Annotated in this window: 25 protein-coding genes; 18 read left to right on the top strand and 7 right to left on the bottom strand. The window is 68.1% G+C overall.

All coding sequences use genetic code 11. The annotated features are described in order from the left end of the window. Positions 1 to 15 precede the first annotated feature (15 nt). Positions 16 to 1257 carry an acyl-CoA dehydrogenase family protein gene (locus E6O51_RS07100; RefSeq protein ID WP_136384271.1) on the bottom strand — a complete coding sequence of 414 codons (1242 nt, stop codon included), beginning with the start codon at positions 1255 to 1257 and terminating at the stop codon, positions 16 to 18. Between the two features lie 322 nt (positions 1258 to 1579). On the opposite strand from E6O51_RS07100, the gene E6O51_RS07095 reads away from it, so the two are divergent. The 3 genes from E6O51_RS07095 to E6O51_RS07085 all read left to right on the top strand — a co-directional run bounded on the left by E6O51_RS07095 (position 1580) and on the right by E6O51_RS07085 (position 3778). Next, on the top strand, positions 1580 to 2269 hold the full coding sequence (locus E6O51_RS07095; RefSeq protein WP_168735210.1) for an XRE family transcriptional regulator: 690 nt from the start codon (positions 1580 to 1582) through the stop codon (positions 2267 to 2269). 90 nt (positions 2270 to 2359) lie between these two features. Continuing rightward, positions 2360 to 3208: a carboxylating nicotinate-nucleotide diphosphorylase gene (gene nadC / locus E6O51_RS07090; RefSeq protein ID WP_136384269.1), complete on the top strand. Its 849-nt coding sequence runs from the start codon at positions 2360 to 2362 to the stop codon at positions 3206 to 3208. 18 nt (positions 3209 to 3226) lie between these two features. Beyond that, a complete protein-coding gene (locus E6O51_RS07085) occupies positions 3227 to 3778 on the top strand; it encodes a DUF2946 family protein (RefSeq protein ID WP_136384268.1) in 552 nt (183 codons plus the stop codon). A gap of 3 nt (positions 3779 to 3781) precedes the next feature. Here E6O51_RS07085 and thrC read toward each other — a convergent pair whose 3' ends face one another. From thrC to E6O51_RS07070, 3 genes are all read right to left on the bottom strand, one after another. After that, positions 3782 to 5221 (bottom strand): threonine synthase, encoded by a 1440-nt coding sequence (gene thrC, locus E6O51_RS07080; RefSeq protein WP_136384267.1) that lies wholly within the window; start codon positions 5219 to 5221, stop codon positions 3782 to 3784. 62 nt (positions 5222 to 5283) lie between these two features. Further along, the gene (locus tag E6O51_RS07075) at positions 5284 to 6594 is read right to left on the bottom strand and encodes a homoserine dehydrogenase (protein ID WP_136384266.1); all 1311 of its coding nucleotides are present in this window, start codon (positions 6592 to 6594) and stop codon (positions 5284 to 5286) included. Positions 6595 to 6639: 45 nt separating this feature from the next. Next, the gene (locus E6O51_RS07070; RefSeq protein ID WP_136384265.1) at positions 6640 to 7938 is read right to left on the bottom strand and encodes a pyridoxal phosphate-dependent aminotransferase; all 1299 of its coding nucleotides are present in this window, start codon (positions 7936 to 7938) and stop codon (positions 6640 to 6642) included. A 171-nt stretch (positions 7939 to 8109) separates the two neighbouring features. Between E6O51_RS07070 and E6O51_RS07065 the strand changes: the two genes are divergently transcribed. The 3 genes from E6O51_RS07065 to E6O51_RS07055 all read left to right on the top strand — a co-directional run bounded on the left by E6O51_RS07065 (position 8110) and on the right by E6O51_RS07055 (position 10488). Then, the gene (locus E6O51_RS07065) at positions 8110 to 8490 is read left to right on the top strand and encodes an Mth938-like domain-containing protein (protein ID WP_136384264.1); all 381 of its coding nucleotides are present in this window, start codon (positions 8110 to 8112) and stop codon (positions 8488 to 8490) included. A gap of 89 nt (positions 8491 to 8579) precedes the next feature. Continuing rightward, positions 8580 to 9026 (top strand): peroxiredoxin, encoded by a 447-nt coding sequence (locus E6O51_RS07060; RefSeq protein ID WP_136384263.1) that lies wholly within the window; start codon positions 8580 to 8582, stop codon positions 9024 to 9026. 43 nt (positions 9027 to 9069) lie between these two features. After that, a complete protein-coding gene (locus tag E6O51_RS07055; protein WP_136384262.1) occupies positions 9070 to 10488 on the top strand; it encodes a PhoH family protein in 1419 nt (472 codons plus the stop codon). Positions 10489 to 10589: 101 nt separating this feature from the next. On the opposite strand, the gene E6O51_RS07050 is transcribed toward E6O51_RS07055, so the two are convergent. Next, positions 10590 to 11060, bottom strand: a complete 471-nt coding sequence (locus tag E6O51_RS07050) for an HAD family hydrolase (protein ID WP_136384261.1) — start codon at positions 11058 to 11060, stop codon at positions 10590 to 10592. Positions 11061 to 11176: 116 nt separating this feature from the next. On the opposite strand from E6O51_RS07050, the gene E6O51_RS07045 reads away from it, so the two are divergent. From E6O51_RS07045 to E6O51_RS07035, 3 genes are all read left to right on the top strand, one after another. Next, positions 11177 to 13075 carry a DUF294 nucleotidyltransferase-like domain-containing protein gene (locus E6O51_RS07045; protein ID WP_136384260.1) on the top strand — a complete coding sequence of 633 codons (1899 nt, stop codon included), beginning with the start codon at positions 11177 to 11179 and terminating at the stop codon, positions 13073 to 13075. Further along, positions 13072 to 13716 carry a 3'-5' exonuclease gene (locus E6O51_RS07040; RefSeq protein ID WP_136384259.1) on the top strand — a complete coding sequence of 215 codons (645 nt, stop codon included), beginning with the start codon at positions 13072 to 13074 and terminating at the stop codon, positions 13714 to 13716. Before E6O51_RS07045 ends, E6O51_RS07040 begins: the two co-directional genes overlap by 4 nt. A 65-nt stretch (positions 13717 to 13781) precedes the next feature. Beyond that, entirely contained in the window at positions 13782 to 14318 is a 537-nt protein-coding gene (locus E6O51_RS07035) for a C40 family peptidase (RefSeq protein ID WP_136384258.1), read from the top strand. 41 nt (positions 14319 to 14359) lie between these two features. On the opposite strand, the gene E6O51_RS07030 is transcribed toward E6O51_RS07035, so the two are convergent. Next, positions 14360 to 14701 carry a DUF2325 domain-containing protein gene (locus E6O51_RS07030; RefSeq protein ID WP_136384257.1) on the bottom strand — a complete coding sequence of 114 codons (342 nt, stop codon included), beginning with the start codon at positions 14699 to 14701 and terminating at the stop codon, positions 14360 to 14362. A 123-nt stretch (positions 14702 to 14824) separates the two neighbouring features. Here E6O51_RS07030 and E6O51_RS07025 point away from each other — a divergent pair, with 123 nt between their 5' ends. The 4 genes from E6O51_RS07025 (at position 14825) to E6O51_RS07010 (ending at position 18834) form a co-directional block, all read left to right on the top strand. Further along, positions 14825 to 15841: a Fe(3+) ABC transporter substrate-binding protein gene (locus E6O51_RS07025; protein ID WP_136384256.1), complete on the top strand. Its 1017-nt coding sequence runs from the start codon at positions 14825 to 14827 to the stop codon at positions 15839 to 15841. Between the two features lie 150 nt (positions 15842 to 15991). Beyond that, positions 15992 to 17227 (top strand): threonine ammonia-lyase, encoded by a 1236-nt coding sequence (gene ilvA / locus E6O51_RS07020; protein ID WP_136384255.1) that lies wholly within the window; start codon positions 15992 to 15994, stop codon positions 17225 to 17227. Between the two features lie 102 nt (positions 17228 to 17329). Further along, positions 17330 to 18076: a S1 family peptidase gene (locus E6O51_RS07015; protein ID WP_136384254.1), complete on the top strand. Its 747-nt coding sequence runs from the start codon at positions 17330 to 17332 to the stop codon at positions 18074 to 18076. A 71-nt stretch (positions 18077 to 18147) separates the two neighbouring features. Beyond that, positions 18148 to 18834: a DUF3334 family protein gene (locus tag E6O51_RS07010; protein WP_136384253.1), complete on the top strand. Its 687-nt coding sequence runs from the start codon at positions 18148 to 18150 to the stop codon at positions 18832 to 18834. A 17-nt stretch (positions 18835 to 18851) separates the two neighbouring features. On the opposite strand, the gene E6O51_RS07005 is transcribed toward E6O51_RS07010, so the two are convergent. Further along, the gene (locus E6O51_RS07005) at positions 18852 to 19100 is read right to left on the bottom strand and encodes a GlsB/YeaQ/YmgE family stress response membrane protein (protein ID WP_136384252.1); all 249 of its coding nucleotides are present in this window, start codon (positions 19098 to 19100) and stop codon (positions 18852 to 18854) included. 119 nt (positions 19101 to 19219) lie between these two features. On the opposite strand from E6O51_RS07005, the gene E6O51_RS07000 reads away from it, so the two are divergent. The 5 genes from E6O51_RS07000 (at position 19220) to E6O51_RS06980 (ending at position 25571) form a co-directional block, all read left to right on the top strand. Next, complete coding sequence (locus E6O51_RS07000) at positions 19220 to 19846, top strand: acyl carrier protein phosphodiesterase (RefSeq protein ID WP_136384251.1); 627 nt, start codon at positions 19220 to 19222, stop codon at positions 19844 to 19846. 187 nt (positions 19847 to 20033) lie between these two features. Beyond that, entirely contained in the window at positions 20034 to 22586 is a 2553-nt protein-coding gene (locus E6O51_RS21820; protein ID WP_168735209.1) for a hypothetical protein, read from the top strand. 14 nt (positions 22587 to 22600) lie between these two features. After that, the gene (locus E6O51_RS06990; protein WP_136384250.1) at positions 22601 to 22858 is read left to right on the top strand and encodes an acyl carrier protein; all 258 of its coding nucleotides are present in this window, start codon (positions 22601 to 22603) and stop codon (positions 22856 to 22858) included. Between the two features lie 5 nt (positions 22859 to 22863). Beyond that, a complete protein-coding gene (locus E6O51_RS06985; protein WP_136384249.1) occupies positions 22864 to 24423 on the top strand; it encodes an amino acid adenylation domain-containing protein in 1560 nt (519 codons plus the stop codon). Beyond that, entirely contained in the window at positions 24423 to 25571 is a 1149-nt protein-coding gene (locus E6O51_RS06980) for an acyl-CoA dehydrogenase family protein (RefSeq protein ID WP_136384248.1), read from the top strand. Before E6O51_RS06985 ends, E6O51_RS06980 begins: the two co-directional genes overlap by 1 nt. Positions 25572 to 26009: the final 438 nt, after the last annotated feature.

The following is a 26009-nucleotide window of genomic DNA, read 5'->3' as shown; positions in this document are numbered from 1 at the left end:
TGTCGTGGATGCGGGTCATTGCGCCCAGGCCCGCGGCCCTGCCGCGTCCGTTGCGGCGTGGGCGCCGCCGGGCCGCACCTGTTGCTGCCCCAGGGCGCGATTGCCGAGGCGGGAACGGATCAACTGGGCATGGGGGTTGTGGGCCCGGGCCGACAGGGTGTCGCGGTGGTAGCGCTCGAAAGCGTTGCTGCGCGAAACCCCCTGGTTGCCCGCCAGTTCCAGCGCAATGGAGGTCACCCCGATGGCGCTGGCGATCACCGCCAAACGCGCCACGGAGGCGTCGGCGGCCAGCGCTTCCAGCTCTTCCTGGCGTTTCTCGGCGCTGTCGTCGTAGTCCCGCCCGATGGATTGCAGCAGGCGCCAAGCGCCCGTCTGCTGCACCTCGATCTCCCCGATGGCGTCCTGGAAGCGCGCCAGGCTGGCCAGCGGCCGGCCGAGGCTGCCGGGAGCGACAGTGCGCGCGAAGCGGACGGCGTCGTTGCGCGCCGCCCGGGCGATGCCGTGATACACGGCGGCCACCAGCACCAGATACCAGATCGAATCCAGCGGGCTGTAGCGGATGCCTTCGGATACCGGCACGTCGCCGAAGAAATGTTCGAGGGGCACGGCCACGTCGTCGAAGATCACGTCCTGGCTGCTGGTCGCCCGCATGCCCAGGCTGTCCCAGGTGCGCTCGATGCGGATGCCGGGCGCGTCGGCGGGCACCAGGAAATAGCCGACCCGCGCATCCGCCTCGTCGGTCACCCCCATGACGCGCACCCAGCTCAGGCCCTCGATGCCCGTCACGTATTTCTTGTGCCCGGACAGGCGCCAGTGCTCGCCGTCCCTGCGCGCGACGGTCTGCGGCAGCGCTCCGTGGGAAGCCGAACCGACGAAAGGCTCGACGTAGGCCGCATTGATCAGCGCCCCCCGTTCCAGGGACGAGCGCACGAGCTTGTGGGCCACGGCCTCCGGCCAGTAACCGTCGTCGAAGGCGATCTGGCCGTGCTGGATGTAGTGCATCGCCAGGATCAGCGCGGTAGCTGGCTCGCCCTGGGCAATGACGGCGACAGCCTCGACGGCGTCCGCCAGCCCGCCGCCCAGACCGCCATGCTTGCGGGCGATGACCAGGGACAGCAGGCCGGAACGGTGGAGTTCAGCAAAGTTCTCCACCGGCAGGCGCCCGGCCGCGTCCGCCTCTGCGGCGCCGGCGGCGAACATCCTCGCCAATTCGGACCCGCGGGCCAGGGCATCGGCGGGAGTCTCTATCTGGGTCATGTCTTTCTCTGGGTTGCAGACGCTCAAGAGTCCGGGGCCTGCCTCGTTCCGACCGGAGGAAACAGAAGAACGCGATTGACTCTTTAGCGAATTAACGTTATAAAGTTAATAACTTCTTTTTGAAGTTAAATTCGGTTTGAGGATTCAACAATTTCTTTCATTGAAGGTCAATTAAACAGTTATAGTGATTTCATATAAAGATATAGAGATCGAAGATTTCGCTATTGTTTAATCAACAACCAGAATTCCATCTACCTAACCTCTTTCGCACCACAGGACGACTCGAGAAATGCAAACAGAATCCATGGATCGGGAGATGCCCATGAATGACATCGAAGCGGGAGAACACCCGGTGGAAGACGGTTTCATCGACCGCCTGCGCCTTCTGGCCGACAGGGTCGGGAGCGCGAACGGGCTGGCCAAGAGCGCGGGCATTTCGCAAAGTGGCCTGCAGCGCTATCTGGCCGGCGGCCAGCCAACACGCAAGGTTCTGATCGCACTGGCGCGGGCCGCGCGGGTCGACCTGCTCTGGCTGATCACGGGGCAAGGGGAACCGGAACAGGACGACGCACTGAATGCGGCCGTACCCAGCAGCATCCGCAGCCTGACTCGTCTGCCCCTATACAAGGAACAGCCGGCGGAAAGGAGCTATGCCGGCGATCTGACGGTCAAGCCGGAATCGGTGGCGGGCCTGGGCTTCTGCCGCTTCTGGCTCAGCAAGCACGGCATGGAAGCCAGCGATCTGGCCGGCCTGTACATGTCCGGCAACAGCATGGAGCCCACGCTCGCCAACGGCGACACGGTGCTCGTCAACATCAGGCAGCGCGACACCATCGATGGCGGCATCTATGCGCTCAGGGGCGACGACAGGACGTTCATCAAGCGGGTGCAGAACGAACCGGGCGGCTATCTGCGCCTGATCAGCGACAATCCGACCTTCAAGTCCATCGAGATTCGCCGCGCGGACGTGGATGTGATCGGACGGGTGGTCTGGCGGGGCAGTCTTTTTTGACGGGGAGGAACCCGCCACGTGCCGCAGCGGCCTGCCGCGGACCTGCATCCGCGTTAGAATCGGCCCACCCTAGCGCAGGCGAATACCGACATGACCCTCTCCGCACAGCTCCGCATCGAAATCCAGCGCTCCGTGGCCGCCTCCCTCGCCGAGGACGTGGGCACCGGCGATCTGACCGCCCGGCTGATTCCCGCCGACACCCTCGCCCACGGCCGCGTGATCTCGCGGGAGGACGCGGTGGTGTGTGGCACCGCCTGGTTCGACGCCACCTTTCTCACCCTCAGCCCCGCCGCCAACGTGCTGTGGCACGTGCGCGACGGCGAGCGCGTGGAACCCGGACAGCCGTTGTGCGACGTGGACGCCGACGCCCGCACCCTGCTCACCGCCGAGCGCACCGCGCTGAACTTCCTGCAACTGCTTTCCGGCACTGCCACCGTCACCCGCCGCTTCGTGGACGCGGTGGCCGGCACCCAGGCCAGGATCGTCGACACCCGCAAGACCCTGCCCGGCCTGCGCCTGGCGCAGAAGTACGCGGTGGCGGTGGGCGGCGGCACCAACCACCGCATCGGCCTGTACGACGGCATCCTGATCAAGGAGAACCACATCATCGCCGCCGGCGGCATCCGCCAGGTGGTGGAGCGCGCCCGTGCCATCGCCCCCTCCAACGTCTTCATCCAGGTCGAGGTGGAAAAGCTGGACCAGTTGCGCGAAGCGCTCGACGCCGGCGTGACCATGGTCCTGCTCGACAACATGGGCCTGGAGGAAATGCGCGAGGCGGTCTCCATCAACGCCGGCCGGGCCGAGCTGGAAGCCTCGGGCGGGGTGAACCTGGAGACGGTGCGGGCGATCGCGGAGACGGGCGTGGACCGTATCTCCGTGGGCGGCCTGACCAAGGACGTGCGAGCGCTGGACCTCTCCCTGCGCCACATCGAAGGCTGAGTCACCCGCAGCCGGGCCATGGACGGCGAACTCGCCCACCCGCTGCAACCCTGGCCCGATGTGCCGGCCTGCTACGGCTGGCTGTCCCTGGACCGGCGCGGCCACTGGCGGCTCAAGGGCGAGCGGGTGACGCACGCCGGCCTCGCCGCCTTCCTGAATACCCGCTACCGCGCGGACGAGGCCGGCAACTGGCTGGTGGACAACGGCCCGCAGCGGGTCTTCGTGGCGCTGGACTACCTGCCGTGGGTGGTGCGCCTGGCTCCCGACGGCAGCCTCGCTACCCACACCGGCCGCAGCGCCCGCTTGCGCGGTGCGCCGCTGATGGACGAGGATGGCTGCATCGTGCTCGACACCGACGCCGGCCCCGCCCTGCTGCACGATCTGGATCTGCCGGACTTTCTCGCCGCACTACAGGACAGCGACGGCAGCCCAGTCGGTGAAGAAACACTCCTGGCACTGATGCAGGGCGACGCCAGCCAGGCCGCACTGTGGCGCGGCCATCGCCTGCAACCGGTGCGCAGCGCCGAACTGCCGGCGCGCTTCGGCTTCAGGCCCGATCCCGCGCCCTAGGGCTTACACGCGCTCGACGATGAAGCGCTTGACCGCTTCCACGTCCGGCGCCATGACTTCCACGCGCTGGGGCAGCTTCTCGATGCCTTCCAGGTCTGCCGGGCGCTCCGGCTCGTGGCCCAGGGCCTCGCGGATGGTTTCGGCGAACTTCACCGGCAGCGCGGTCTCCAGCACCAGCAGCGGCACGCCCGCGGGCAGGCCGGCGGCGTGGTCCCAGGCCACCTTCATGCCGTCGGCGGTGTGGGTGTCCAGCGTCACGCCGTACTGCTCGTACACCTGGCGGATGGTGGCAAGGCGGTCAGCGTGGCTGCTCGCGCCGGAGACGAAGGCGAACTCCCCGAGGCGGGCGAATTCCGGCGTGCCGGACAGATCGAAGGCGCGCCCGGCGTCCACCTCGGCCCACAGGGCGGCGACCTTCTTCGGGTCGCGGCCGACCAGATCGAAGGCGAAGCGCTCGAAGTTCGAGGCCTTGGAGATGTCCATGGACGGGCTGGAGGTCACACGGGTTTCGGCGGCCTTGCGCGGGCGGTACACGCCGGTGCGGAAGAACTCGTCCAGCACGTCGTTCTCGTTGGTGGCGAGGATCAGCTTCGCCACCGGCAGCCCCATCATGCGCGCGATGTGGCCGGCGCAGATGTTGCCGAAATTGCCCGAGGGCACACAGAACGCGACCTGCTGGTCGCTGGATTCCGTGGCGCCGAAGTAGCCCTTGAAGTAGTAGACGACCTGGGCCGCCACCCGCGCCCAGTTGATGGAATTGACCGCGCCGATCTTGTACTTCGCCTTGAAGGCGGCGTCGTTGGAGACCGCCTTCACGATGTCCTGGGCGTCGTCGAACATGCCGGTGACGGCGATGTTATGGATGTTGTCGTCCTGCAGCGAATACATCTGCGCGCGCTGGAAAGGACTCATCAGCCCGTGGGGCGAGAGCATGAACACGCGCACGCCGTGCTTGCCCCGCATGGCGTATTCGGCCGCGGAGCCGGTGTCGCCGGAGGTGGCGCCGAGGATGTTGATGGTCTCCCCGCGCTTGTCCAGCACGTACTCGAACAGGTTGCCGAGCAACTGCATGGCCATGTCCTTGAAGGCCAGCGTGGGGCCGTTGGACAGTTCCAGCAGGCCCAGCCGGCCCTTCTCCAGCCAGTGCACCGGGGTGATCTGGGCCGCGTCGTCGCCGGGGCGGGCGTGGCGATACACCTGGGCGGTGTAGGTCTTGTCGCAGATGGCCTTGAGGTCTGCGGGCGGGATGTCGGTGATGAATTTCGACAGGATTTCGAACGCCAGTTCAGCGTAGGAGAGCTTGCGCCAGGCGTCCAGCTCGGCGCGGCTCACCCGCGGGTAGGTTTCCGGCAGGTAGAGGCCGCCGTCCGGCGCCAGGCCGCCCAGCAGGATGTCGCAGAATTCGGGACGGCCGGCGTGGCCGCGGGTGGAGACGTACTTCACGGGCAATCCTCGTATACGAATGCGGGCCGCCACGGCGGGCGGCCCCAGGGATGCTGCACGGCTTACTGCAGGTTTTCCAGGCGCAGGCGGGTGACCTTGCCGCACACCACCGGCAGCGCCTCGATCCTGGCGATCGCGGCGTTGGCGTTCTTCTCCACGGTCTGGTGGGTCAGCATGATGATGTCGGTCTGCGCCTCGCCCTCGCCCGGTTCCTTCTGGATCATGGCGTCGATGGAGATGTCGCTGTCGGCCAGGATGCGGGTGATGTCCGCCAGCACGCCCGGCTTGTCCTCCACCCGCATGCGCAGGTAGTAGGAGGTGATGACCTCGTCGATGGGCAGCACGGCGATGTCCTGCACCTGGTCGGGCTGGAAGGCAAGGTGCGGCACCCGGTGCTCCGGGTCGGCGGTGTGCAGGCGCGTGATGTCCACCAGGTCGGCGATCACGGCGGAGGCGGTCGGCTCGGCGCCGGCACCCTTGCCGTAGTACAGCGTCGCACCCACGGCGTCACCCTGCACCAGCACCGCGTTCATGGCCCCTTCCACGTTGGCGATCAGGCGCTTGGCCGGGATCAGCGTGGGATGGACGCGCAGTTCCACGCCGTTGTCGCGGCGCCGCGCGATACCCAGCAGCTTGATGCGGTAGCCGAGCTGTTCGGCGTAGGTGATGTCGGCCGACTCCAGCTTGGTGATGCCTTCGACGTGGGCCTTGTCGAACTGCATCGGGATGCCGAAGGCGATCGCGCTCATGATCGTGGCCTTGTGCGCGGCGTCCACACCCTCGATGTCGAAGGTGGGGTCGGACTCGGCATAGCCCAGGGCCTGGGCTTCCTTGAGCACGTCGGCGAAGGGCAGGCCCTTGTCGCGCATCTCGGACAGGATGAAGTTCGTCGTGCCGTTGATGATGCCGGCCAGCCACTGGATGCGGTTGGCGGTCAGGCCCTCGCGCAGCGCCTTGATGATGGGGATGCCGCCCGCCACCGCGGCCTCGAAGGCCACCATGACGCCCTTCTTCTGCGCCGCGGCGAAGATCTCGTTGCCATGCACGGCCAGCAGCGCCTTGTTGGCGGTGACCACGTGCTTGCCGTTCTCGATGGCCTTCAGCACCAGTTCCCTGGCCACGCCGTAGCCGCCGATCAGTTCGACGACGATGTCGATCTCGGGGTCGGCCACCACTGCGAAGGCGTCGTCCGTCACCTTGACGGCGCCACCGGTCACCTTGCGGGCATGCTCCAGGTTCTTGTCGGCCACCGTGGTGATGCGGATCGGCCGCCCGGCGCGCCGGGTGATTTCCTCTTCGTTGCGCTTGAGAACGTTGAAGGTGCCGCCGCCGACGGTGCCGATGCCCAGCAGGCCTACGTTGATCGGTTTCATGCAGAGTGTTTCCGTGTCGTCGTTGAATGGGTGGAGGGGAAGGACTCAGGCCACGGTGCCGTGGCGCTTGCGGTAGTGCTCCAGGAAGCGGGCGATGCGCCCGATGGCGTCGCGCAGGTCGTCCTCGTGGGGCAGGAAGACCAGGCGGAAGTGGTCCGGGTGCGGCCAGTTGAAGCCGGTGCCCTGCACCAGCAGCACGCGCTCCTCTTCCAGCAGTTCGGCGATGAAGGCCTGGTCGTCCTCGATGGGATACACCTCGGGGTCCAGGCGCGGGAACATGTACAGCGTGGCCTTGGGTTTCACGCAGCTCACGCCCGGAATCGCGCTGATCAGCTCCCAGGCCAGGTCGCGCTGGCGGCGCATGCGCCCGCCCTCGGCCACCAGGTCGTCGATGCTCTGGTAGCCGCCCAGCGCGGTCTGGATGGCGTACTGGCCGGGCACGTTGGCGCACAGGCGCATGGAGGCCAGCATGTTGAGGCCTTCGATGTAGTCCTGGGCGTGGCGCTTGTCGCCGCACACCACCATCCAGCCGGCGCGGTAACCACAGGAGCGGTAGTTCTTCGACAGGCCGTTGAAGACGATGGTCAGCACGTCCTCCGACAGGGAAGCCAGCGAGGTGTGGGTGACGCCGTCGTAGAGCACCTTGTCGTACACCTCGTCGGCGTACAGGATCAGGTCGTGCTCGCGGGCGAGTTGGACGATCTCCTGCAGCAGCTCGTCCGGGTAGAGCGCGCCGGTGGGGTTGTTGGGGTTGATCACCACGATGGCGCGCGTGTTGCGGTTGATCTTCGCACGCATGTCGGCGATGTCCGGCAGCCAGCCCTTGGACTCGTCGCACAGGTAATGCACCGGCTTGCCGCCCGACAGGCTGACCGCCGCGGTCCACAGAGGGTAGTCGGGGGCGGGCACCAGCACCTCGTCGCCGGCGTTGAGCAGCGCGTTCATCGCCATCACGATCAGCTCGGAGACGCCGTTGCCGATGTAGATGTCCTCGATGTCCACACCCTTGATGTGCTTCTGCTGGGTGTAGTGCATCACCGCCTTGCGCGCCGCGAAGATGCCCTTGGAGTCCGAGTAGCCCGCCGAATTGGGCAGGTTGCGGATCATGTCCATCTGGATTTCTTCGGGCGAGTCGAAGCCGAACGCGGCCAGGTTGCCGATGTTCAGCTTGATGATCTTGTGCCCTTCGTCCTCCATCTGCCTGGCGCGGGTGAGCACCGGGCCGCGGATGTCGTAGCATACGTCGGCGAGCTTGGCGGACTTGCGGACCGGACGGGCGGCGGACTCGGCCTTGACGTCCTCGCTGGGGGCCACTGCCAGGTTCAGGGGTTTCGCCGCTTTCATTTCCGTCGTCCTCGTCGTATCGTCCGCTGGAACCGCCGCGGAACTCGCGTTTGCATCGTTTCTGCGAAGCAAAGAGCGTTATCTTAGCCCCCCTGCCGCAGCGCGGCAATTTGCCCGGCGCGGGCTTTTCCCCGCCCGCCGGCAGCGCTCCACCCCACTGCAGAACCCGCCATGAAGCTCCATACCGAATCGCTCGCCCACGTCAACATCTTCACCGGCTACGGCACCGACCACGTGCTGATCAACAAGGTCCGCCACGACGGCAACCTGCTCGTCACCCCGGAGCGCATCGAACCCGGCTGGGCGCGCGGCGGCTTCGCCGGGCTCACCGCCGACGATTTTGTTGCGGTGCGTGAACTGGGGGCGCAGGTGGTCATCATCGGCACCGGCGCCCGCCAGCGCTTCCCCGCCCCGGCGCTGCTGCGCCCGCTGATCGAGGCCGGCATGGGCTTCGAGGTCATGGATCTGGCCGCCGCCTGCCGCACCTACAACATCCTGGCCGGCGAAGGGCGCCAGGTGGTGGCCGCGCTGCTGTTCGACGCCGCGGGCTGAGCAACCCGGCACGGGCCGTCACGCCGCCGCGATTGTCAGCGCTGCCCCTCCTCCGCTACGCTCGGTGCAATCGTCCCCACGGAGGCTCCATGAATCTTCCCGCTCTTACCCTGCCCGCCACCGGCGGCCAGCAGGTCGCGCTGCAGGGCCTGAAAGGTGCCAAGGCCGTGCTTTACTTCTACCCCAAGGACAACACCCCGGGGTGTACCAACGAGACCAGGGACTTCGGCGCCCTGCACGGCGAGTTCGCCGCGGCCGGCTGCAAGGTGTTCGGCATCAGCCGGGACAGCCTCAAGTCCCATGAAAACTTCAAGGCCAAGCTGGAACTGCCCTTCGAGCTCCTCTCCGATGCCGACCAGGCCCTGTGCGAGGGCTTCGGCGTGATCAAGATGAAGAACATGTACGGCAAGCAGGTGCGCGGCATCGAGCGCAGCACCTTCGTGTTCGCGGCCGACGGCAGCCTCGCCCGCGAGTGGCGTGGCGTGAAGGTGCCCGGCCACGCCCAGGAAGTGCTCGATTTCGTCCGCAGCCTGTAAGAACCGCCCCCGCAGCCGACCAACTCCTCCAGCGAGCCGCCCGATGACCAAGCGCGTCACCCGCAGCACCAAGTCCAAGCCCGCCACCAAGCTGTTCGTCCTCGACACCAACGTGCTGATGCACGACCCCACCAGCCTGTTCCGCTTCGAAGAGCACGATCTGTACGTGCCCATCATGACCCTGGAGGAACTGGACAACAACAAGAAAGGCATGAGCGAAGTGGCGCGCAACGCGCGCCAGGCCAGCCGCACCATGGACGAGATCGTCACCTCCTCGCCGGAGGACATGCACAACGGCATCCCCCTGGAAGGGCCTTCCCGCGGGCTTGCCAGCGGCAAGCTCTTCCTGCAGACGGAGGCGATCCGGGTCGAGCTGCCGGAGGCCCTGCCTACCGCCAAGGGCGACAACCAGATCCTGGCGGTGGTCATGCACCTGGCCGACCGTCATCCGGGCCGGCCGGTGATCCTCGTCTCCAAGGACATCAACATGCGCATCAAGGCCCGCGCGCTGGGCCTGGAGGCGCAGGACTACTTCAACGACAAGGTGCTGGAGGACACCGACCTCCTCTACACCGGCACCCGCGAACTGCCCGCCGACTTCTGGGAGACCCACGCCAAAGGCATGGAGTCGTGGAAGGAGGACGGCCACACCTGGTATCGCGTGAAAGGCCCGCTGGCCACCGATCTGCTGATCAACGAGTTCGTCTACCAGGACGGCGAGAACGCGCTGCAGGCCTGGGTGACCGAGCAGTCCGGGCGCACCGCCGTGCTGCAGACGCTCACCGACTACTCGCACCACAAGAACAACATCTGGGGCATCACCGCGCGTAACCGGGAGCAGAACTTCGCGCTCAACCTGCTGATGAACCCAGACATCGACTTCGTCACCCTGCTCGGCCAGGCCGGCACCGGCAAGACCCTGCTGACGCTGGCCTCCGGCCTCACCCAGGTGCTGGAGACCAAGCGCTACTCCGAGATCATCATGACCCGCGTCACCGTGCCGGTGGGCGAGGACATCGGCTTCCTGCCCGGCACCGAGGAAGAGAAGATGGCGCCGTGGATGGGTGCGCTGGAAGACAACCTGGACGTGCTCAACGGCACCACCGGCGAGGGCGGCGAATGGGGACGCGCCGCCACGCGGGACCTGATCCGCAGCCGCATCAAGATCAAGAGCCTGAACTTCATGCGCGGGCGCACCTTCATCAACAAGTTCCTCATCATCGACGAGGCGCAGAACCTCACGCCCAAGCAGATGAAGACCCTGATCACCCGCGCCGGCCCCGGCACCAAGGTGGTGTGCCTGGGCAACATCGCGCAGATCGACACGCCCTACCTCACCGAAGGCAGCTCCGGCCTCACCTTCGCGGTGGACCGCTTCAAGGGCTGGCCGCATTCGGGGCACATCACCCTGCAGCGCGGCGAACGCTCGCGCCTCGCAGACCACGCGGCCGAAGTGCTGTAGCGCGGCGATCTTCTCCCCTGTGGGAGCGGGCTTGCCCGCGATGCGGCCCCATCGCGGCCAAGGCCGCCCACGACGGCCCTGTCCACGGCGCAGCCCCGCCGTCAGGAGCGCAGGGTCGCCTTGAGCCTGTCCGTGTGGCGCAGCAGATCGAGGGCGTCGAGAATGCCGGCACTCACCACGTCGGCGCTGCGCAGGGTCTCGGCGGAGGCACCCTCCTTCTGCACCAGGGCGATGCCGATGGCGGCGCTCTCCAGCATCTTGCGGTCGTTGCGCCCGTTGCCGATCGCCACCACGCCGGACGCCCCCAGCCCGCGCACGTAATCGAGCTTGGCCTCGGCCTGGTTCTCCGGCGGCGTGATGGTCAGCGTCACGGGCAGGCCGGCCAGTTGCGCCTGCGCCAGGCCGAAGGTGTCGGCGGTGATGACGTGGATCTCCACCCGCTCCGCGAGGGAACGCAGGGCGGCCGCCACGCCGTCGATCAGCACGCCGTCCACGGCGAGGGTGCCGTTGTAGTCGGTGACCACGTGCCTCAGTTCGAAACTTCCGTAACCCGGAATGGATACGCCGATCATGTTGCCCCGCCGAAGGATTTGCCGCCGAACGCCTTGAACCGCGCCGCGCCGGCGAACCGCCCGCCGGCACGGCAGATGCTGGATAATGACACGTTTTCTCCGCGGATCGCGTGCCCATGACCCACACCGCTCCCGAACTGCTGGTCGGCGCCAGTTCGGACTTCCTCAAGCGTTTCTCGCCCTTCGACCGCATGGAACCGGAGGCGCTGGCCTTTCTCGCCGAGCGCGCGGTGCTGGCCTTCCACCCCCGCGGCAGCGAGATCCTCACCCCCGAGATGGGCCAGCCGCGCCACTTCCACATCATCCAGCGGGGCAAGGTGCAGGCACGCCAGAGCGGACCGGCCAAGGTCACCGAATACTCCACCCTGACCATGGGGCCGGGCGAATGCTTCCCCATCGGTGCCATCTCCGCCCAGCGCCCCTCCACCAACGCCTACGTGGCGGAGGAAGACAGCTTCGTGTTCCAGCTCGGCGTGGACGACTTCATGACGCTGATGCGCATCAGCCCGGTCTTCCACCTGTTCTGCACGCAATACATCGCCAGCCTGCTCAACCAGTCGCGCCAGCAGCTGCAGACCACCTTCGCCCAGCGCGCCGCCGAGCAGCAGACCATGACCACGCCGCTGGGCAACCTGATCAAGCAGGCGCCGGTGTGGGTCACGCCCGACACCTCCACCCGCGCCGCGCTGGAGAAGATGGCCGAACTGCGCATCGGCTGCATCGTGGTGGCCGACGAAGCCCAGCACCCGATGGGCGTCCTCACCCAGAGCGACCTGCTGCCGCGCGTGGTGCTGCCCGCCTTCGACCTCGCCCGCCCCATCGAGGAGGTCATGACCCTCGCCCCGCGCACGCTGCCGGCCACCGCCTCGGCCTACGACGCCGCGCTGGAGATGGCCACCCACGGCGTGCGCCACCTTCTCGTGGTCGATGGCGAAGGCAAGCTGACCGGCGTGGTCTCCGAACGCGACCTCTTCAGCCTGCAGCGCATCAGCCTGCGCCAGGTGCGCGCCAGCATCGAGGGGGCGGCCGACATCGAGGCCCTGCAGCGCGCCGCCACCGACATCCGCGAACTGGCCCTCAACCTGATCGCCCAGGGCATCGGCGCGGAGCAACTCACCCGCTTCATCTCGGCGCTGAACGATGCCCTGACCCATCGCATCATCGCCCTGGCGCTGGAGCGCCACGACCTCTACGGCATCGACTACGCCTGGCTCGCCTTCGGCTCCGAAGGCCGCCACGAGCAGACCCTGTCCACCGACCAGGACAACGGCCTGATCTTCGTCTGCCCCGAACTGGTGGAAAAGGAACCCCTCAAGCTGCGCCTGCTGGAGTTCGCCCGCGACGTGAACGACGATCTGGCCGCCTGCGGCTTCCCGCTGTGCAAGGGCAACATCATGGCGAGCAACCCCGAGCTGTGCCTGACGCCCGAGGAATGGCGGCACCGCTTCGGCAAGTGGATCAGCGAGCCCGACCCGCAGGCCCTGCTCAACGCCTCCATCTTCTTCGACTTCCGCGTGCTCTACGGCAACCAGCGCCTGGGTGACCAGTTGCGCGTGTGGCTCAACAAGACCGCCCGCGCCAACTCCGCATTCCAGCGCCTGATGGCGGGCAATGCCCTGCAGGTCGCCCCGCCGCTGGGGCGCCTGCGCGACTTCGTGCTGGAAGAGGACGGCACCGTGGACCTGAAGAAATCCGGCGCGCGCCTGTTCGTGGACGCGGCGCGCATCTTCGCGCTGCGCACCGGCATCGGCGCCAGCGGCACCGTGCAGCGGCTGCGCCAGTCGGGGGTCAGGATGGGCATTCCCGCCGACGAGGTGGCCGCCATCGTGGACGGCTTCCACTTCATCCAGTTGCTGCGCCTGCGCGCCCAGCACCTGGAAACCCGCCACGACGCGCCGGGCGACAACAAGGTCAATCCCGACACGCTCAACGAGCTCGACCGCCGCATCCTCAAGGAAGCCTTCCGCCAGGCGCGCAAGCTGCAGACGCGCCTGCGGCTGGACTATCAGCTATGAGCTGGCTCGACCGCCTCCGCCCCGGCCGCCCGGAATCCGCCGCGCACGATCCCGCCGTGCGCGAGGCATTGGCGCGCTGGCAGGCGCTGCCCGCGCCGGACCTGGGACGGCCCCACTTCGACACCCGCTACGTGGTGGTCAACACCGAGGCCACCGGACTGGACCTGGAAAGCGACCGGCTGCTCGCGGTGGGCGCCATCGCCATCGACGGCGGCGTCATCGATCCCCGGCACAGCTATTACGCGCCGCTGGACCCGGACCCGGCCGCCGCCCTGGGCGGATTGCTGGAATTCTGCGGCAAAGCGCCGCTGGTGGTGTTCAACGCCGGCTTCAACCGTGTCACGCTGGAGCGCGCCTGGGCGCAATGGCTGGGCGTCGAACCCGAACCAGTGTGGCTGGACCTGCTGTGGCTGCTCCCGGCGGTGTTCGACACGGGCCCGGACGGGCCGCTGCGGCTCGCGCAGTGGATGAAGGCCTTCGACATCGAAACCTTCCAGCGCCACCACGCCCTGGGGGACGCCTGGGCCATCGCCCAGCTCTTCATCGCCCTGCAGGGCCGCGCCACCGTTCAAGGGATCGGCAGCGCCCGGGCGCTGGCCGAACTGGAACGCACCCGGCGGCAGTTCCCCTCGCCCACCTGAAGATCTGGATTCCGCTCCGTTTTCAAGGGTTTACAGCCGGTCCGCGGATGCGTATATTCCGCGCAATGTATTCCCGCCCGCTCCTGATCGCCCTCCTCGCGCTCGCCTGCGCCGCCTCCCCGGCGGCCCATGGCAGCGAGCCGCCTGCCGCGCCGCAGGCCGGCGGCAGCCTGATGGTCGGCAGCGGCAGCACCGCGCAGGAGCTGGTGAACCAGGGTCGGAGCTATCTCGGCGTCCCCTACCGCTTCGGCGGCACCTCGCCCGCGACCGGGCTGGACTGCAGCGGCCTGGTGCAGAACGTGTTCCGCAACGCCCTCGGCCTGCAACTGCCGCGCACCGCGCGCGAGATGGCCGGCCTGGGCAGCCACGTCGAGCGCAATCAACTCAGGCCCGGCGATCTGGTGTTCTTCAATACGCGGCGGCGCAACTTCTCCCACGTGGGCATCTACGTGGGCGACGACCAGTTCCTGCATGCCCCCGCGCGGGGCGGCAGGGTGCGCGTGGAAAGCATGGCCACGCGTTACTGGACGAAGCGCTTCAACGGCGCGCGCCGCCTCGTGTTCGAGGACAGCCTGCCCTCCGGCCTGCCCGACATCCGCTGACGCCCGTCGCCGGCGGAGGTTCGGGCGGCAGCCCGGGCGGTTCAGTGCTTCTTGCGCTTGCAGCCGTCCTTGCCGCCGCAGCCCCCGCAATCGTCCTCGCTCATGCGCCGACCCAGCGCCTCCTGCAGCGCGCACACCGAGCGGCGGCAACAGACGAACATCACCCCCTCGCGGCTGGCCGCCTCGCGGAAGCGCTGCATCACGTTGTGGCCGAGGAAGTCGGTGAACAGGATCACCACCTGGATGCCGGCCGGCAGCGGCGCGCTGCGGCGCTGGTGGGTGGAGTCGCGCCCGCTCACGTGGGCCGCGATGCGGATGCCGAACTGCTGCAGTACTTCGGGGATGTTCCCCAGGCGGTCGGCGCCTACGATCAGTGCGTCCATGCATTTCTCCTGTTTGAGAATGATTTTCAATAACATTAGCTCCAATACGAATGATTTGCAACTGCGAATTCGTATCGTTAGTATTGAAAGTGTTCTTTCCACGTTTAGAGAAGGCAGCCCAAAATGATCAAGAAGGCAGTCGCCACCTCCCTCCTCGCCGCCATCGGCCTCGCTTCCCCGGCCGTGCAGGCGCAGGAGCTGAACATCTACTCCGCCCGCCACTACCAGACCGACGAGGCGCTGTACGGCAACTTCACCAAGCAGACCGGCATCAAGATCAACCGCATCGAGGCCCGCGAAGACGAGCTGATCGAACGCCTGCGCAACGAGGGCGCCAACAGCCCGGCCGACATCCTGATCACCGTGGATGCCTCCCGCCTGGCCAAGGCCGACGACCTGGGCCTGTTCGCCCCGGTCAAGTCCGCCGTGCTGGAAGAGCGCATCCCCGCGCACCTGCGCACCGACACCTGGATCGCCTTTTCCACCCGCGCCCGCGTGATCCTGTTCAACAAGGACCTGGTCAAGGCCGAACAGGTGCAGAACTACGAAGACCTGGCCGACCCGGCGCTGAAGGGCAAGGTGTGCACCCGCTCCGGCAGCCATCCCTACAACCTGTCCCTGGGTGCCGCGCTGATCGAGCACAACGGCGCCGAGAAGACCGAACAGTGGGCGCGCGGCCTGGTGGCCAACTTCGCGCGCAGCCCGCGCGGCGGCGACACCGACCAGATCCTCGCGGTGGCGGCCGGCGAATGCGGCGTGGCGATCGCCAACAGCTACTACTTCGCCCGCCTGATGAACTCCCCGCGCCCGCAGGACCAGAAGGCGGCGGAAGCGGTGAGCTTCGTGTGGCCCAACCAGAAGACCACCGGTACCCACATCAACGTGTCCGGCGCCGGCATGCTGAAGTACTCGCCCAACAAGGAAGCCGCGGTGAAGTTCCTCGAATACCTGGCTTCGGACGAGGCGCAGATCTACTTCGCCGACGGCAACAACGAATGGCCGGCCGTGCCCACCACCAAGGTGAACAACCCCGCCCTGGAAAAGCTGGGCAGCTTCAAGGTGGACACCCTGCCGATGACCCGGCTGTCCGCCTCCGTGGCCGAAGCCCAGCGCATCTTCGACCGCGCCGGCTACCGCTGAGCCGGTGCCCCGCGCAGTACCCGGAAAGCCGCCCGCGGGCGGCTTTCTTCTTTTGGAGCCCGCCGCGCTCCATGCGGGCAGGCCCCAATTTCCGCATCGCGCGCCGGATGCCAGCATCGGCGCATTCCCCTGCCGGTCCGAGGACCTTCCATGACCGCCCCGATTCCCCTCGACCTCCCCGCCCTGCGGCAGGCGCGCGCCCGCATCGCCGACGCGGTGATCCGCACCGCCCAGTGGCACAATGACCCGCTTTCCGATGAGCTCGGCGTGCCGCTGCGGTTCAAGCTGGAGAACCTGCAGCGCACCGGCTCGTTCAAGATTCGCGGCGCCACGCACAAGATCGACCGCCTGCTCGCCGCCGGCCGCCCGCCGGGCGTGATCGCCGCCTCGGCCGGCAACCACGCCCAGGGCGTCGCACGCGCCGCGGCGCTGGCCGGGCTGCGCGCGGTGGTGGTGATGCCCGTCAACGCCCCGCTCACCAAGCTGCAGGCCTGCCGCAAGCTCGGCGCGGACGTGCGCCTGGTGGGCGAGAACCTGGAGCAGGCCGCCGACGAGGCCCGCCGCATCGCCGCCGCCGACGGCCTGGCCTTCCTCCACCCCTACGACGACTGGGACGTGATCGCCGGCCAGGCCAGTTGCGGCCTGGAGATGCTGGAGGACGCCCCGGACCTGACGCTGGCCGTCGTGCCCCTGGGCGGCGGCGGGCTCATCGCCGGCATCGCGCTGGCGCTCAAGCTGCAGAATCCGGCGATCCGCATCGTCGGCGTGCAGACGGAGGCGGTCGCCCCGTACCGGCACTACCTCACCGACGGTTTCCTGGAGGACGTGCCGCCCGGCGCGCATACCATCGCCGACGGCATCAAGGTCAAGCGCCCCGGAGAGCTCACCCGCCGGGTGATCGCGCAATACGTGGACCAGATCGTCACCGTGGACGACAACGCCATCGCGGAAGCCATCGTCACCCTGCTCGAACGCACCCGCACCATAGGCGAAGGCGCCGGCGTGGTCGGGCTGGCCGCGCTGATGCAGAGAAAGATTGCCCTCGGCGCCGGCGAGCGCGCGGTGTGCGTGATCTCCGGCGGCAATGTGGACATGACCCTGGTCGGCCGCTCCATCGACTACGGCCTGGCGTCCAGCGGCCGGCTGATGAGCGTGGCGGTCACCATCAGCGACGCACCGGGCCAGTTGCTGCGGCTGATCCGCAACGTGGCCGGGCTGGGCATGAACATCCGCCACGTGGAGCACCGCCGCGGCGAACTGCACGTGCCGGTGGGCATGACCGAGGTGATCCTGCAGATGGAGACGCGCGATTTCGACCACCAGCGCGAACTCCTCGCCCAGCTCGCGGGGGAAGGCCTCGCCGTGCGCAACCTGCTCGGCATGTAGCGTGCGCCGGGAGCCCCGCAGGCAGCGCGTGCTACATTGAAACGGTGTCCGTGGCCCCCGTCGGCCGTGGCAGTGCAGTCCGACCGGAGCCGTCCGTCTTCCATGCTTGAATCCATCCTCCTGAGCACCGTCCCGGTGGGCACCTTCCGGGGCAATACCGGCCTCACGAACGCCAGCGGCTTCTTCTTCCTGCGCGACGAGCGCCTGTTCCTCGTCACCAGCCGCCACGTGCTTCAGGACGAGCCCAGCGGCCACTTCCCGGATCGCCTGGAAATCGAAGTGCACACCGATCCGAACGATTTCGGGCAGTCCACCGGCTTCTCCATTCCGCTGTTCCACGATGGGCTGAGCCTGTGGCTCCACGGGCAGGACAGCGCGGGCGACGTGGATGTCGCGGCCATCGAGATCGACCGTCGCGCACTTCCCGCGAATGCGGTGTTTCGCGCCTTCACCCCGGCGCATCTACCGGAGGACTTCCGCCTCATCGAGGTCGGAACCTCGGTCCTGGTGGTGGGATTCCCGCTGGGCTTCCACGACACCCTGCATCACCTGCCCGTCGTGCGCCAGGCGGTCATCGCCTCCTCCTTCGGCCTGCGTTTCCAGGGCCAGGGCTATTTCCTGACCGACGCGCGCACGCACCGCGGCACGAGCGGCGCGCCGGTCGTCATGCGCGCCCCCGCCGGCACGGACGGCCTGGGCGATCTGCCCTGGCTGCTGCTCGGCGTCCATTCCGCCCGGCTCGACGTGGGCAAGCGCGACCTGACGATAGACGAGGCACTGGGGCTGAACTGCGCCTGGTACGCGGACATCGTGACGAGGCTCACGGCCGGGGCGCCCTTCCTGCGCTAGCCGCCCCTCCGCGCAGGGCGGGCTCTGTGCTATACATGGGCCCGCACTTTCCCCACGGACATCCCACGACCATGAGCACCCAAGACAACCCGGCCGTATTCGGCACCGAAGACATCCTGCGCAGCCTGTGCAACTCGGTAGCCAGGGTGCTGAACATCGCCACCGGCGGCGAAGTGCGTTATTCCGGCATGGTCCAGCGCATCACCAAGACCAGCCTCAAGCCGGACATCGGCTGCTTCGTGCTGTTCGACGGCGGCTTCTCCGGCCTGGTGGTGATCAACTTCTCCGCCCCGGCCGCGATGGAGCTGTACGAGACCTACATGCTCAACATGGGCATGTCCCGCACGGACCTCGCCAGCTCTTACACCTCGGACGAAGTGGGCAACGTCATGGGCGAGCTGATGAACCAGATCGTCGGCGACTTCACCGGCAAGGTGGCGCGCGAACTGCAGACCCACATCACGCAGAACCAGCCCAAGATGCTGGCGCTGGCCAAGCAGGTGGTGCTCAGCGTGGATACCCATCTCGACCGGCCGGAAACCCGCCGCGTCACCTTCTACACCGGGCGCAACAACATCTTCTACCTGGAACTGGCCATCGACCGCACGGAGTTCATCAAGCTCCACGACTTCGAGGCCCAGGAAGCGCCGGACCCCGACGCGCTGATCGAACAGGCCGGCGCCCGCCAGCAGCCCGCCGCCGCAACCCCGGCGGGCGCGGAAGACCACGACGAACTGCTGAAGTCGCTCGGGATGTAAGGCCGCGCGCGGGCCGGCTAGCGGAAGAAGCCCAGCTTGCGCAGGATGAAGATCAGCAGCACCGCGCCGCCCAGCGCCACCCCGAAACGCAGCACACCGCCCGCCACCATCAGGCCGAGCGCATCGGCGATCCAGAAACCGATCGCCGCACCGAACACGCCGACCAGCACGTTGGCGATGAGGCCCATCTGCGCATTGGTCTTCATGATGATGCTCGCCAGCCAGCCGACGATGCCGCCTATGATCAAGGATACGATCCAGCTCATGTGTGCTCTCCCGCGTTGCCTGCATTGATCGTTCGCCTCCGGCGGGACCGCGGCCCCGCCGGCCATGCCTGCTTTATAGCCCAGCCGCGGCGAAACGCCCCCGCAAGGTCCGCCACTCCGTGAATTATCTCGCCCACGCCTTCCTCGCCGGCCCGCTCCCCGCCGACCGCGTCGGCGGCGTGATCGGCGATTTCGTCAAGGGGCCGCTCGATCCGCTGCCGCCCGGCATGGGCGCCGCGCTCGCGGCCGGCGTCGTCCTGCACCGGCGCATCGACAGCTACGCCGACACCCATCCCGCCTTCCGCCGCAGCCGTGCCCGCGTCAGCGCGGAGCGCCGGCGGGTGGGCGGCATCATGGTCGATCTGTTCTACGACCACTTCCTCGCCCGGCACTGGGAGCGCTTCGGCGCTGCGCTGGGGCTGGAGCGCTCGCTGACCGCCTTCACCACCCGCACCTACCGCCTCATCGCCACCCACCCGGAACCGCTGCCGCCGGCCTTTCTGCCGGTGTTCGAGCGCATGGCGGCGCACGACTGGCTGGCGAGCTACCGCGACATCGACAACGTCGCCCTGGCGCTCGACCGCATGGCCGCATACCGCCTGCGCCGCCCCAACCCGCTGGCCGGCTCGGCCGGGGAACTGGTGCGGGACTACGCCGGCTTCGAGGCCGATTGCCTCGAATTCCTGCCCGACGCGCTGGCCTTCACCGAGTCGGTCAGGCGCTCGCGCGCACCGCAGACTCCGTAGCCGCGCCGCCGCACCGCGGCATGACATTGGGATTTGTGACATTCGTCGCGATCGCCCGCATTCGTCCTTGTCTTCCACAGGTCGCTGACCATACTGGAGAAGAGCAAGAAGAACCGACCTCCCGGGGCCGGTTTTTTTTGCACGGCAGCAGGCAGGGAATCGAGCACGATTACGCGGGGAGGACGCGATGAGCGTGATTGCCGTGGCCGGTGTCTCCGGCCGCAAGCCCGATGAAGCACCACTGCAAGGCCGCATCGGCCTCGTGGACTACCTCGTCGTGCTGGCCCAGCTCGGCCTGCTGCTGGTGCTGCTGCGCCAGTTCCAGATCGAATCCGGCGCCTTCCTCCGCCTCGCCACGCTGGCCTTCGCCGGCTTCGCGCTGCATGCCCTGCTGCCGCTGCGCTGGCGCCTGCCCTTCTTCGCCCTGCTCTCCCTGGCCGGCATCGGCGTCGTCATGGGGCCGCAGAACGCCGCCTGGCTGGTGGGCCTGGGCCTGCTGCTGATCGGCATCTGCCACCTGCCCCTGCCCTTCGTCTGGCGCGGCGTGCTGCTGCTGGGCGCCGCCGCGGTGCTCGCCCTGCAGCGCGCCGGCCACCTGCCCTTCCCCTGGTCGGACGCCATCTGGCCCATCCTGGGCGCGATGTTCATGTTCCGCCTCATCGTCTATTTCTACGACCTGCGCCACGACAACACGCCCGCCACGCCCGCCCAGCCGCTGGCCTACTTCTTCATGCTGCCGAACGCGTGCTTTCCGCTGTTTCCGGTGGTGGACTACAAGACCTTCCGGCGCAACTACTTCGACGACGACGCCTACCGCATCTACCAGACCGGCATCGAATGGATGGTGCGCGGGGTCACCCACCTGATCCTCTACCGCATCGTCTACTACTACCTGACCCTGGCCCCCCACGAGGTGGCCGACCCGGCCCAGCTCACCCAGTACCTGGTGAGCAACTTCCTGCTCTACCTGCGGGTGTCGGGCCTGTTCCACCTCATCATCGGCATGCTGTATCTCTTCGGCTTCCGCCTGCCGGAAACCCACAACCGCTTCCTGCTGGCGTCGAGCTTCACGGACTTCTGGCGCCGCATCAACATCTACTGGAAGGACTTCATGCAGAAGGTCTTCTACTACCCCGCGGTGTTCAGGCTGCGCAAGCTGGGGACGGAGAAGGCGCTGGTGATCGCCACCCTGTACGTGTTCCTGATGACCTGGTTCCTGCACGCCTGGCAGTGGTTCTGGCTGCGGGGCACTGCGCTGCTGGTGCTGCAGGACATGCTGTTCTGGGCCATCCTGGGCGTGCTGGTGGTGGCCAACTCCCTCTACGAGATGAAGCACGGACGCACCCGCAGCCTGGGCAAGCCGGCCGCGCGGAGCTGGCGCGACACCGCCGTGCTGATCGGCAAGACCTACGCCACCTTCTGGTTCATCTGCGTGCTGTGGTCGTTCTGGACCGCCGAGTCGCTGCAGGGCTGGTTCGCCATGTGGGGCGCCCTGGGCGGCCGCTACACCCCGCAGGTGCTGATCTTCCCGGCCCTCATCCTGGCGGTCGTCGTCATCGGCAGCATTCCGGGGGACTCCCTGCGCAACGTGCGCGGCTCGGCGCAGAACGAACGCGCCTGGCAGCGCACCCGCCTGGCGACGCTGGCGTCCATGGTGGCGCTGGTCGCGGTGAGCGTGGAAGACCTGCATTCCCGCTTCGGCACCCAGGTGGCGACCTTCGTGCATTCGCTGCGCTCCGGCCAGTTGAGCCGGCTCGACACCGCCCGGCTGGAACGGGGCTATTACGAGAGCCTGCTCTCGGTGGACCGCTTCAACTCCCAGCTCTGGGAGGTCTACATGAACAAGCCGAAGAACTGGCTGGACGTGGACAATTCCAACCTCAAGCACTTCGTCGGCGGCTTCGTGCAGACCGAGCTGATCCCGAACTTCGTGCGCTCCACCCGTTTCGGCACCATTTCCATCAACCGCCACGGCATGCGCGACCAGGACTACGAGCCGCTGCCGGCCCCCGGCACCTTCCGCGCCGCGGTGCTGGGCGCCTCCTCGGTGATGGGCTGGGGCGTGGGCGACGGGGAGACCTTCGAGGCCCTCGTGGAAGAGCGGCTGAACCGGGAATGGGCCGGCCAGGGCTTCGCCCGCTACGAGTTGCTCAACCTAGGCGTGCCCGGCTACCAGCCGCCGCAGCAGCTCGCCGCCATGGAGCGCGCGCTGGCCCTGGCGCCGGACGCGGTGTTCTACGTGGCCACCGGGCGCGAGATCACCCGCGCCGTGGCCTACCTTGCCGAGGTGGCGCACAAGGGCATCCCCATTCCCTACCCCGAACTGGCCGAGATCGTGCGCCGCGCGGGCGTCACACAGGGCATGGACGAAACCACCGCGCGCCGCCAGCTCGCCCCCCACGGCACCGAGGTGCTCACCCGGGTGTATGGCCGCATCGCCGGCCAGGCGCGGGAGCGCGGCCTGTCCACCGTGCTGGTCTTCCTGCCCCAGGCGCGGGAGGGCGCCTGGCAGGAGGAAACGCCGGAGACGCTGGCCATCGCCGCCGCGGCCGGCTTCACCGTCCTCGATTTCACCGACGTCTACCGCGAGCACCCCATCGAAAGCATCCGCCTCGCGCCCTGGGACGACCACCCCAACGCCTATGCGCACCGCCTGGTGGCCGAGCGGCTCTTCGCCGGCCTGCAGGCGACGCGTGACACCGTTTTCCGGCCTGCGGCGCAGGCCCGCGGCCAACAGTGAGGAGAGCCCAGAGCATGGAAACCGGCATCGATTTCGCCCGCGAAGTGAAGCAGTACATCCTCGACGAATTCCTGCCGGGGGAGAACCCGGACGATCTCACCGACGACCTGCCGCTGATCAGCGGCGGCATCATCGACTCCATCGCCACGCTCAAGATGGTGCTGCACTTCGAGGAGCGCTACGGCATCGTGCTGGAGGCCCACGAGGCGGACAAGGAGCACCTGGACACCATCCGCGACATCGCCGCCCTGCTGGCCTCGAAAGCGGGGTGAGCGCCATGGCAGCCCCCCGTCCCCTGCACCGCGCGCTGGCCGATTCGGCCGCGCGCCATCCGGAACGCCCGGCCGTAATCGAGCCCGAAGGCGGCACGCTCAGCTACCGGGAATTCGACGCCCTGGCCGGCCGCCTGCGCGACCGCCTCGCCGCCCTGGGCGTGGGGCCGGGCGACCGGGTCGGCATCTACCTGCGCAAGTCCATCGACGCGGTGGTCGCGATCTTCGGCATCCTCAAGGCCGGCGCGGCCTACGTGCCGGTGGACCCGGACGCGCCGCCCGCCCGCAACGCCTACATCATGCACAACTGCGCGGTGAAGGCCGTGATCGTGGAGGAACGCCGCCGCGAGCAGTTCGCCGCGGAATTCGCGGCCCTGGGCGAACTGCCGCCCCTGATCGTCACCGAGGGCACCGGCGGCGGCGCGCCGCTGGCCCGCGCGCTGGACGCGGCCGGCGCGGCACGCCCGTTGGCCGATGCCGACAACGCCCCCGGCGACCTGGCCTACATCCTGTACACCTCCGGCTCCACCGGCAGACCCAAGGGCGTGATGCTGTCCCACGAGAACGCCACCAGCTTCGTGGACTGGTGCTCGGGCCTGTTCACGCCCGGCCCGGAGGACCGCTTCTCGTCCCACGCACCCTTCCACTTCGACCTCTCCATCCTCGACATCCACGTGGCCATCGAGCACGGCGCGGCCCTGGTGCTGATCCCCGAGGAGCGCGGCAAGGACCCGCTGCATCTGGCCCGCCTGATCGCCGAGCAGCGCATCACCGCGTGGTACTCGGCACCCTCCATCCTGAGCCTGATCGCCCAGTTCGGCCGCCTGCCGGAGCACGACTGCAGCGCCCTGCGCCTGGTGCTGTTCGCCGGCGAGGTGTTCCCGGTCAAGCACCTGCGCACCCTGTGCGAACAGTTGCCGGGGCCGCGCTACTTCAACCTCTACGGCCCCACCGAGACCAACGTGTGCACCTGGTACGAGGTGGTGCCGCCAGTGCCGCCCGAGCGCACCGCGCCCTACCCCATCGGGCGGGTGTGCGCCCACCTGCAGGGCAAGGTGGTGGACGAGAAGGACCACCCCGTGGCCGCCGGCCAGGAAGGCGAGCTGTGCATCACGGGGCGGGGCGTCATGCAGGGCTACTGGGCACTGCCCGAGCAGACTGCGCAGGGCTTCCTGGTGGACGCGGACGGCACGCGCTGGTACCGCACCGGCGACATCGTGGTCGAGGGCGTGGACGGCGAACTGACCTACCGCGGCCGGCGCGACCGCATGGTCAAGCGCCGCGGCTACCGGGTGGAACTGGGCGAGATCGAGGCCGGGCTGTACCGCCACCCCCAGATCAAGGAGGCCGCCGTGGTGGCCCTGCCCGACGCCGAGGCCGGGGTGCGCATCACTGCCTTCCTGGCGAGCCGCGACGGCCAGCCCCTCTCCCTGATCGCCCTCAAGCGCTTCTGCGCCGAGCAACTGCCCCTGTACATGATCCCCGACCAGTTCTCCTGGCTGGACGCGCTGCCGCGCACCTCCACCGACAAGACCGACTACCAGCGCCTGAAGGAGGTCGCCTGATGGATTTCGCCTTCAGCGACGAACAGAAGCAGTTGCGCGACGGCACCATCCGCTTCGCCCGCGAGGCGCTCAACGCCGACCTGCTGGAGCGCGACCGGGACCAGGTCTTCTCCCGCGAGCTGTGGCGCGAATGCGCCCGCATCGGCATCCAGGGCCTGCCGGTGCCGGAGGACTACGGCGGCACCGGGCTGGACGCCCTGTCCTGCGCCATCGTGCTGGAAGCGCTGGGCTACGGCTGCCGCGACGGCGGGCTGGTGTTCTCCCTGAGCGCCCACCTGCTGGCCTGCGTAGTGCCCATCTGGCGCCACGGCAGCGACGAACAGAAGCAGCGCTGGCTGCCGCCCCTGTGCGACGGGACGCTGGTAGGGGCGCACGCCATCACCGAAGCCGATTCCGGCTCCGACACCTTCGCCATGCGCACCCGCGCGCGGCGCGACGGCGACGGCTGGCTCATCACCGGCAGCAAGACCTTCATCTCCAACGGCCCGGTGGCCGACCTGGCGGTGGTGTTCGCCGTCACCGACGCGGACAAGGGCTACCACGGCGGCGTCACCGCCTTCATCGTCGAGCGCGGCATGCCCGGCTTCGGTTGCGGGCAGAAGTTCGAGAAGATGGGCCTGCGCACCTCGCCGGTGGGCGAGCTGGTGTTCGACGAGCTGTTCGTGCCCGACTCGGCCGTGCTCGGCCAGGTGGGCGGCGGCTCGGCGGTGTTCGCCACCGCCATGGACTGGGAGCGCTGCCTGCTGGTGGCCGGCCACGTGGGCATCATGGAGCGGCTGCTGGAAACCTCGGTGGCCTATGCCCGCAGCCGCCGCCAGTTCGGCCAGCCCATCGGCAAGTTCCAGGCCGTGGCCCACCGGGTCGCCGACATGAAGGTCCAACTGGAAGCCGCCCGCCTGCTCACCTACCGCGCCGCCTGGCGTTTGCAGAACCTGCGCAATGCCTCCCTGGACGCGGCCATCGCCAAGCTGGCGGTCAGCGAATCCCTGCTCAAGACGGCGCTGGACACCGTGCACCTGCACGGCGGCAACGGCTTCATGGTGGAGTACGAGGTGGAGCGCGCGCTGCGCGACGCCGTGGGCAGCACCATCTATTCCGGCACTTCGGAGATGCAGCGCAGCATCATCGCCCGCTGGCTGGGGTTGTGAGATGCGGCGGGATCCACCGCGCGTACCGCATGGCACAATATGAGCAAACCCTTATTCATGCGGGAAAAAACCCTTGCGCGGGAGACGAGGCATGTTCGGACAATCGAAACGGCTGGCGAAGGAATGCGAGAACACGGTGGCCGCGCTGCAGGCCAGAGTGGCCGAGCGCGACGCGGAGATCGCCGGCCTGCGCGGTGAACTGGCCGACGTCCGTGCCCGGCTCGACGGCCAGCAGCGCTCCGCTGCGTTCGCCGCGGAGATATACCGCAACCTGCAGACCTTTTCGGATTCGCTGAAGCTGGTGCAGCAGTCGCTGGGCGGACTGGCGCAGTCGATGAAGGAAGAGCGCGACGTCTCCACCGAAACCGGCGCCGCGGTCGGACGCAGCGTCGAAGCCGTGGCGCGGCTGGACGCCAACCTCAGGCTGCTGGCGGAGAA

It is taken from the genome of Pseudothauera rhizosphaerae (genome assembly GCF_004801305.1).
Classification (GTDB): Bacteria; Pseudomonadota; Gammaproteobacteria; order Burkholderiales; family Rhodocyclaceae; genus Pseudothauera; species Pseudothauera rhizosphaerae.
The sequence above is the reverse complement of the archived record's forward strand: the minus strand, read 5'-3'. Positions and strand labels throughout refer to the sequence as shown.

Excerpts from the sequence above, each read along its gene's own strand:
- E6O51_RS07045 (WP_136384260.1), top strand. The coding sequence starts at position 11,177 with ATGACCCACACCGCTCCCGAACTGCTGGTCGGCGCCAGTTCGGACTTC.
- E6O51_RS07095 (WP_168735210.1), top strand. The coding sequence starts at position 1,580 with ATGAATGACATCGAAGCGGGAGAACACCCGGTGGAAGACGGTTTCATC.
- E6O51_RS07025 (WP_136384256.1), top strand. The coding sequence starts at position 14,825 with ATGATCAAGAAGGCAGTCGCCACCTCCCTCCTCGCCGCCATCGGCCTC.
- E6O51_RS07010 (WP_136384253.1), top strand. The coding sequence starts at position 18,148 with ATGAGCACCCAAGACAACCCGGCCGTATTCGGCACCGAAGACATCCTG.
- nadC (WP_136384269.1), top strand. The coding sequence starts at position 2,360 with ATGACCCTCTCCGCACAGCTCCGCATCGAAATCCAGCGCTCCGTGGCC.
- E6O51_RS07035 (WP_136384258.1), top strand. The coding sequence starts at position 13,782 with ATGTATTCCCGCCCGCTCCTGATCGCCCTCCTCGCGCTCGCCTGCGCC.
- E6O51_RS07065 (WP_136384264.1), top strand. The coding sequence starts at position 8,110 with ATGAAGCTCCATACCGAATCGCTCGCCCACGTCAACATCTTCACCGGC.
- E6O51_RS07040 (WP_136384259.1), top strand. The coding sequence starts at position 13,072 with ATGAGCTGGCTCGACCGCCTCCGCCCCGGCCGCCCGGAATCCGCCGCG.
- E6O51_RS07015 (WP_136384254.1), top strand. The coding sequence starts at position 17,330 with ATGCTTGAATCCATCCTCCTGAGCACCGTCCCGGTGGGCACCTTCCGG.
- E6O51_RS07060 (WP_136384263.1), top strand. The coding sequence starts at position 8,580 with ATGAATCTTCCCGCTCTTACCCTGCCCGCCACCGGCGGCCAGCAGGTC.
- E6O51_RS07055 (WP_136384262.1), top strand. The coding sequence starts at position 9,070 with ATGACCAAGCGCGTCACCCGCAGCACCAAGTCCAAGCCCGCCACCAAG.
- ilvA (WP_136384255.1), top strand. The coding sequence starts at position 15,992 with ATGACCGCCCCGATTCCCCTCGACCTCCCCGCCCTGCGGCAGGCGCGC.
- E6O51_RS07075 (WP_136384266.1), bottom strand. The coding sequence starts at position 6,594 with ATGAAACCGATCAACGTAGGCCTGCTGGGCATCGGCACCGTCGGCGGC.
- E6O51_RS06980 (WP_136384248.1), top strand. The coding sequence starts at position 24,423 with ATGGATTTCGCCTTCAGCGACGAACAGAAGCAGTTGCGCGACGGCACC.
- E6O51_RS07030 (WP_136384257.1), bottom strand. The coding sequence starts at position 14,701 with ATGGACGCACTGATCGTAGGCGCCGACCGCCTGGGGAACATCCCCGAA.
- E6O51_RS06985 (WP_136384249.1), top strand. The coding sequence starts at position 22,864 with ATGGCAGCCCCCCGTCCCCTGCACCGCGCGCTGGCCGATTCGGCCGCG.
- E6O51_RS07085 (WP_136384268.1), top strand. The coding sequence starts at position 3,227 with ATGGACGGCGAACTCGCCCACCCGCTGCAACCCTGGCCCGATGTGCCG.
- E6O51_RS07070 (WP_136384265.1), bottom strand. The coding sequence starts at position 7,938 with ATGAAAGCGGCGAAACCCCTGAACCTGGCAGTGGCCCCCAGCGAGGAC.
- E6O51_RS06990 (WP_136384250.1), top strand. The coding sequence starts at position 22,601 with ATGGAAACCGGCATCGATTTCGCCCGCGAAGTGAAGCAGTACATCCTC.
- E6O51_RS07100 (WP_136384271.1), bottom strand. The coding sequence starts at position 1,257 with ATGACCCAGATAGAGACTCCCGCCGATGCCCTGGCCCGCGGGTCCGAA.
- E6O51_RS07005 (WP_136384252.1), bottom strand. The coding sequence starts at position 19,100 with ATGAGCTGGATCGTATCCTTGATCATAGGCGGCATCGTCGGCTGGCTG.
- E6O51_RS21820 (WP_168735209.1), top strand. The coding sequence starts at position 20,034 with ATGAGCGTGATTGCCGTGGCCGGTGTCTCCGGCCGCAAGCCCGATGAA.
- E6O51_RS07050 (WP_136384261.1), bottom strand. The coding sequence starts at position 11,060 with ATGATCGGCGTATCCATTCCGGGTTACGGAAGTTTCGAACTGAGGCAC.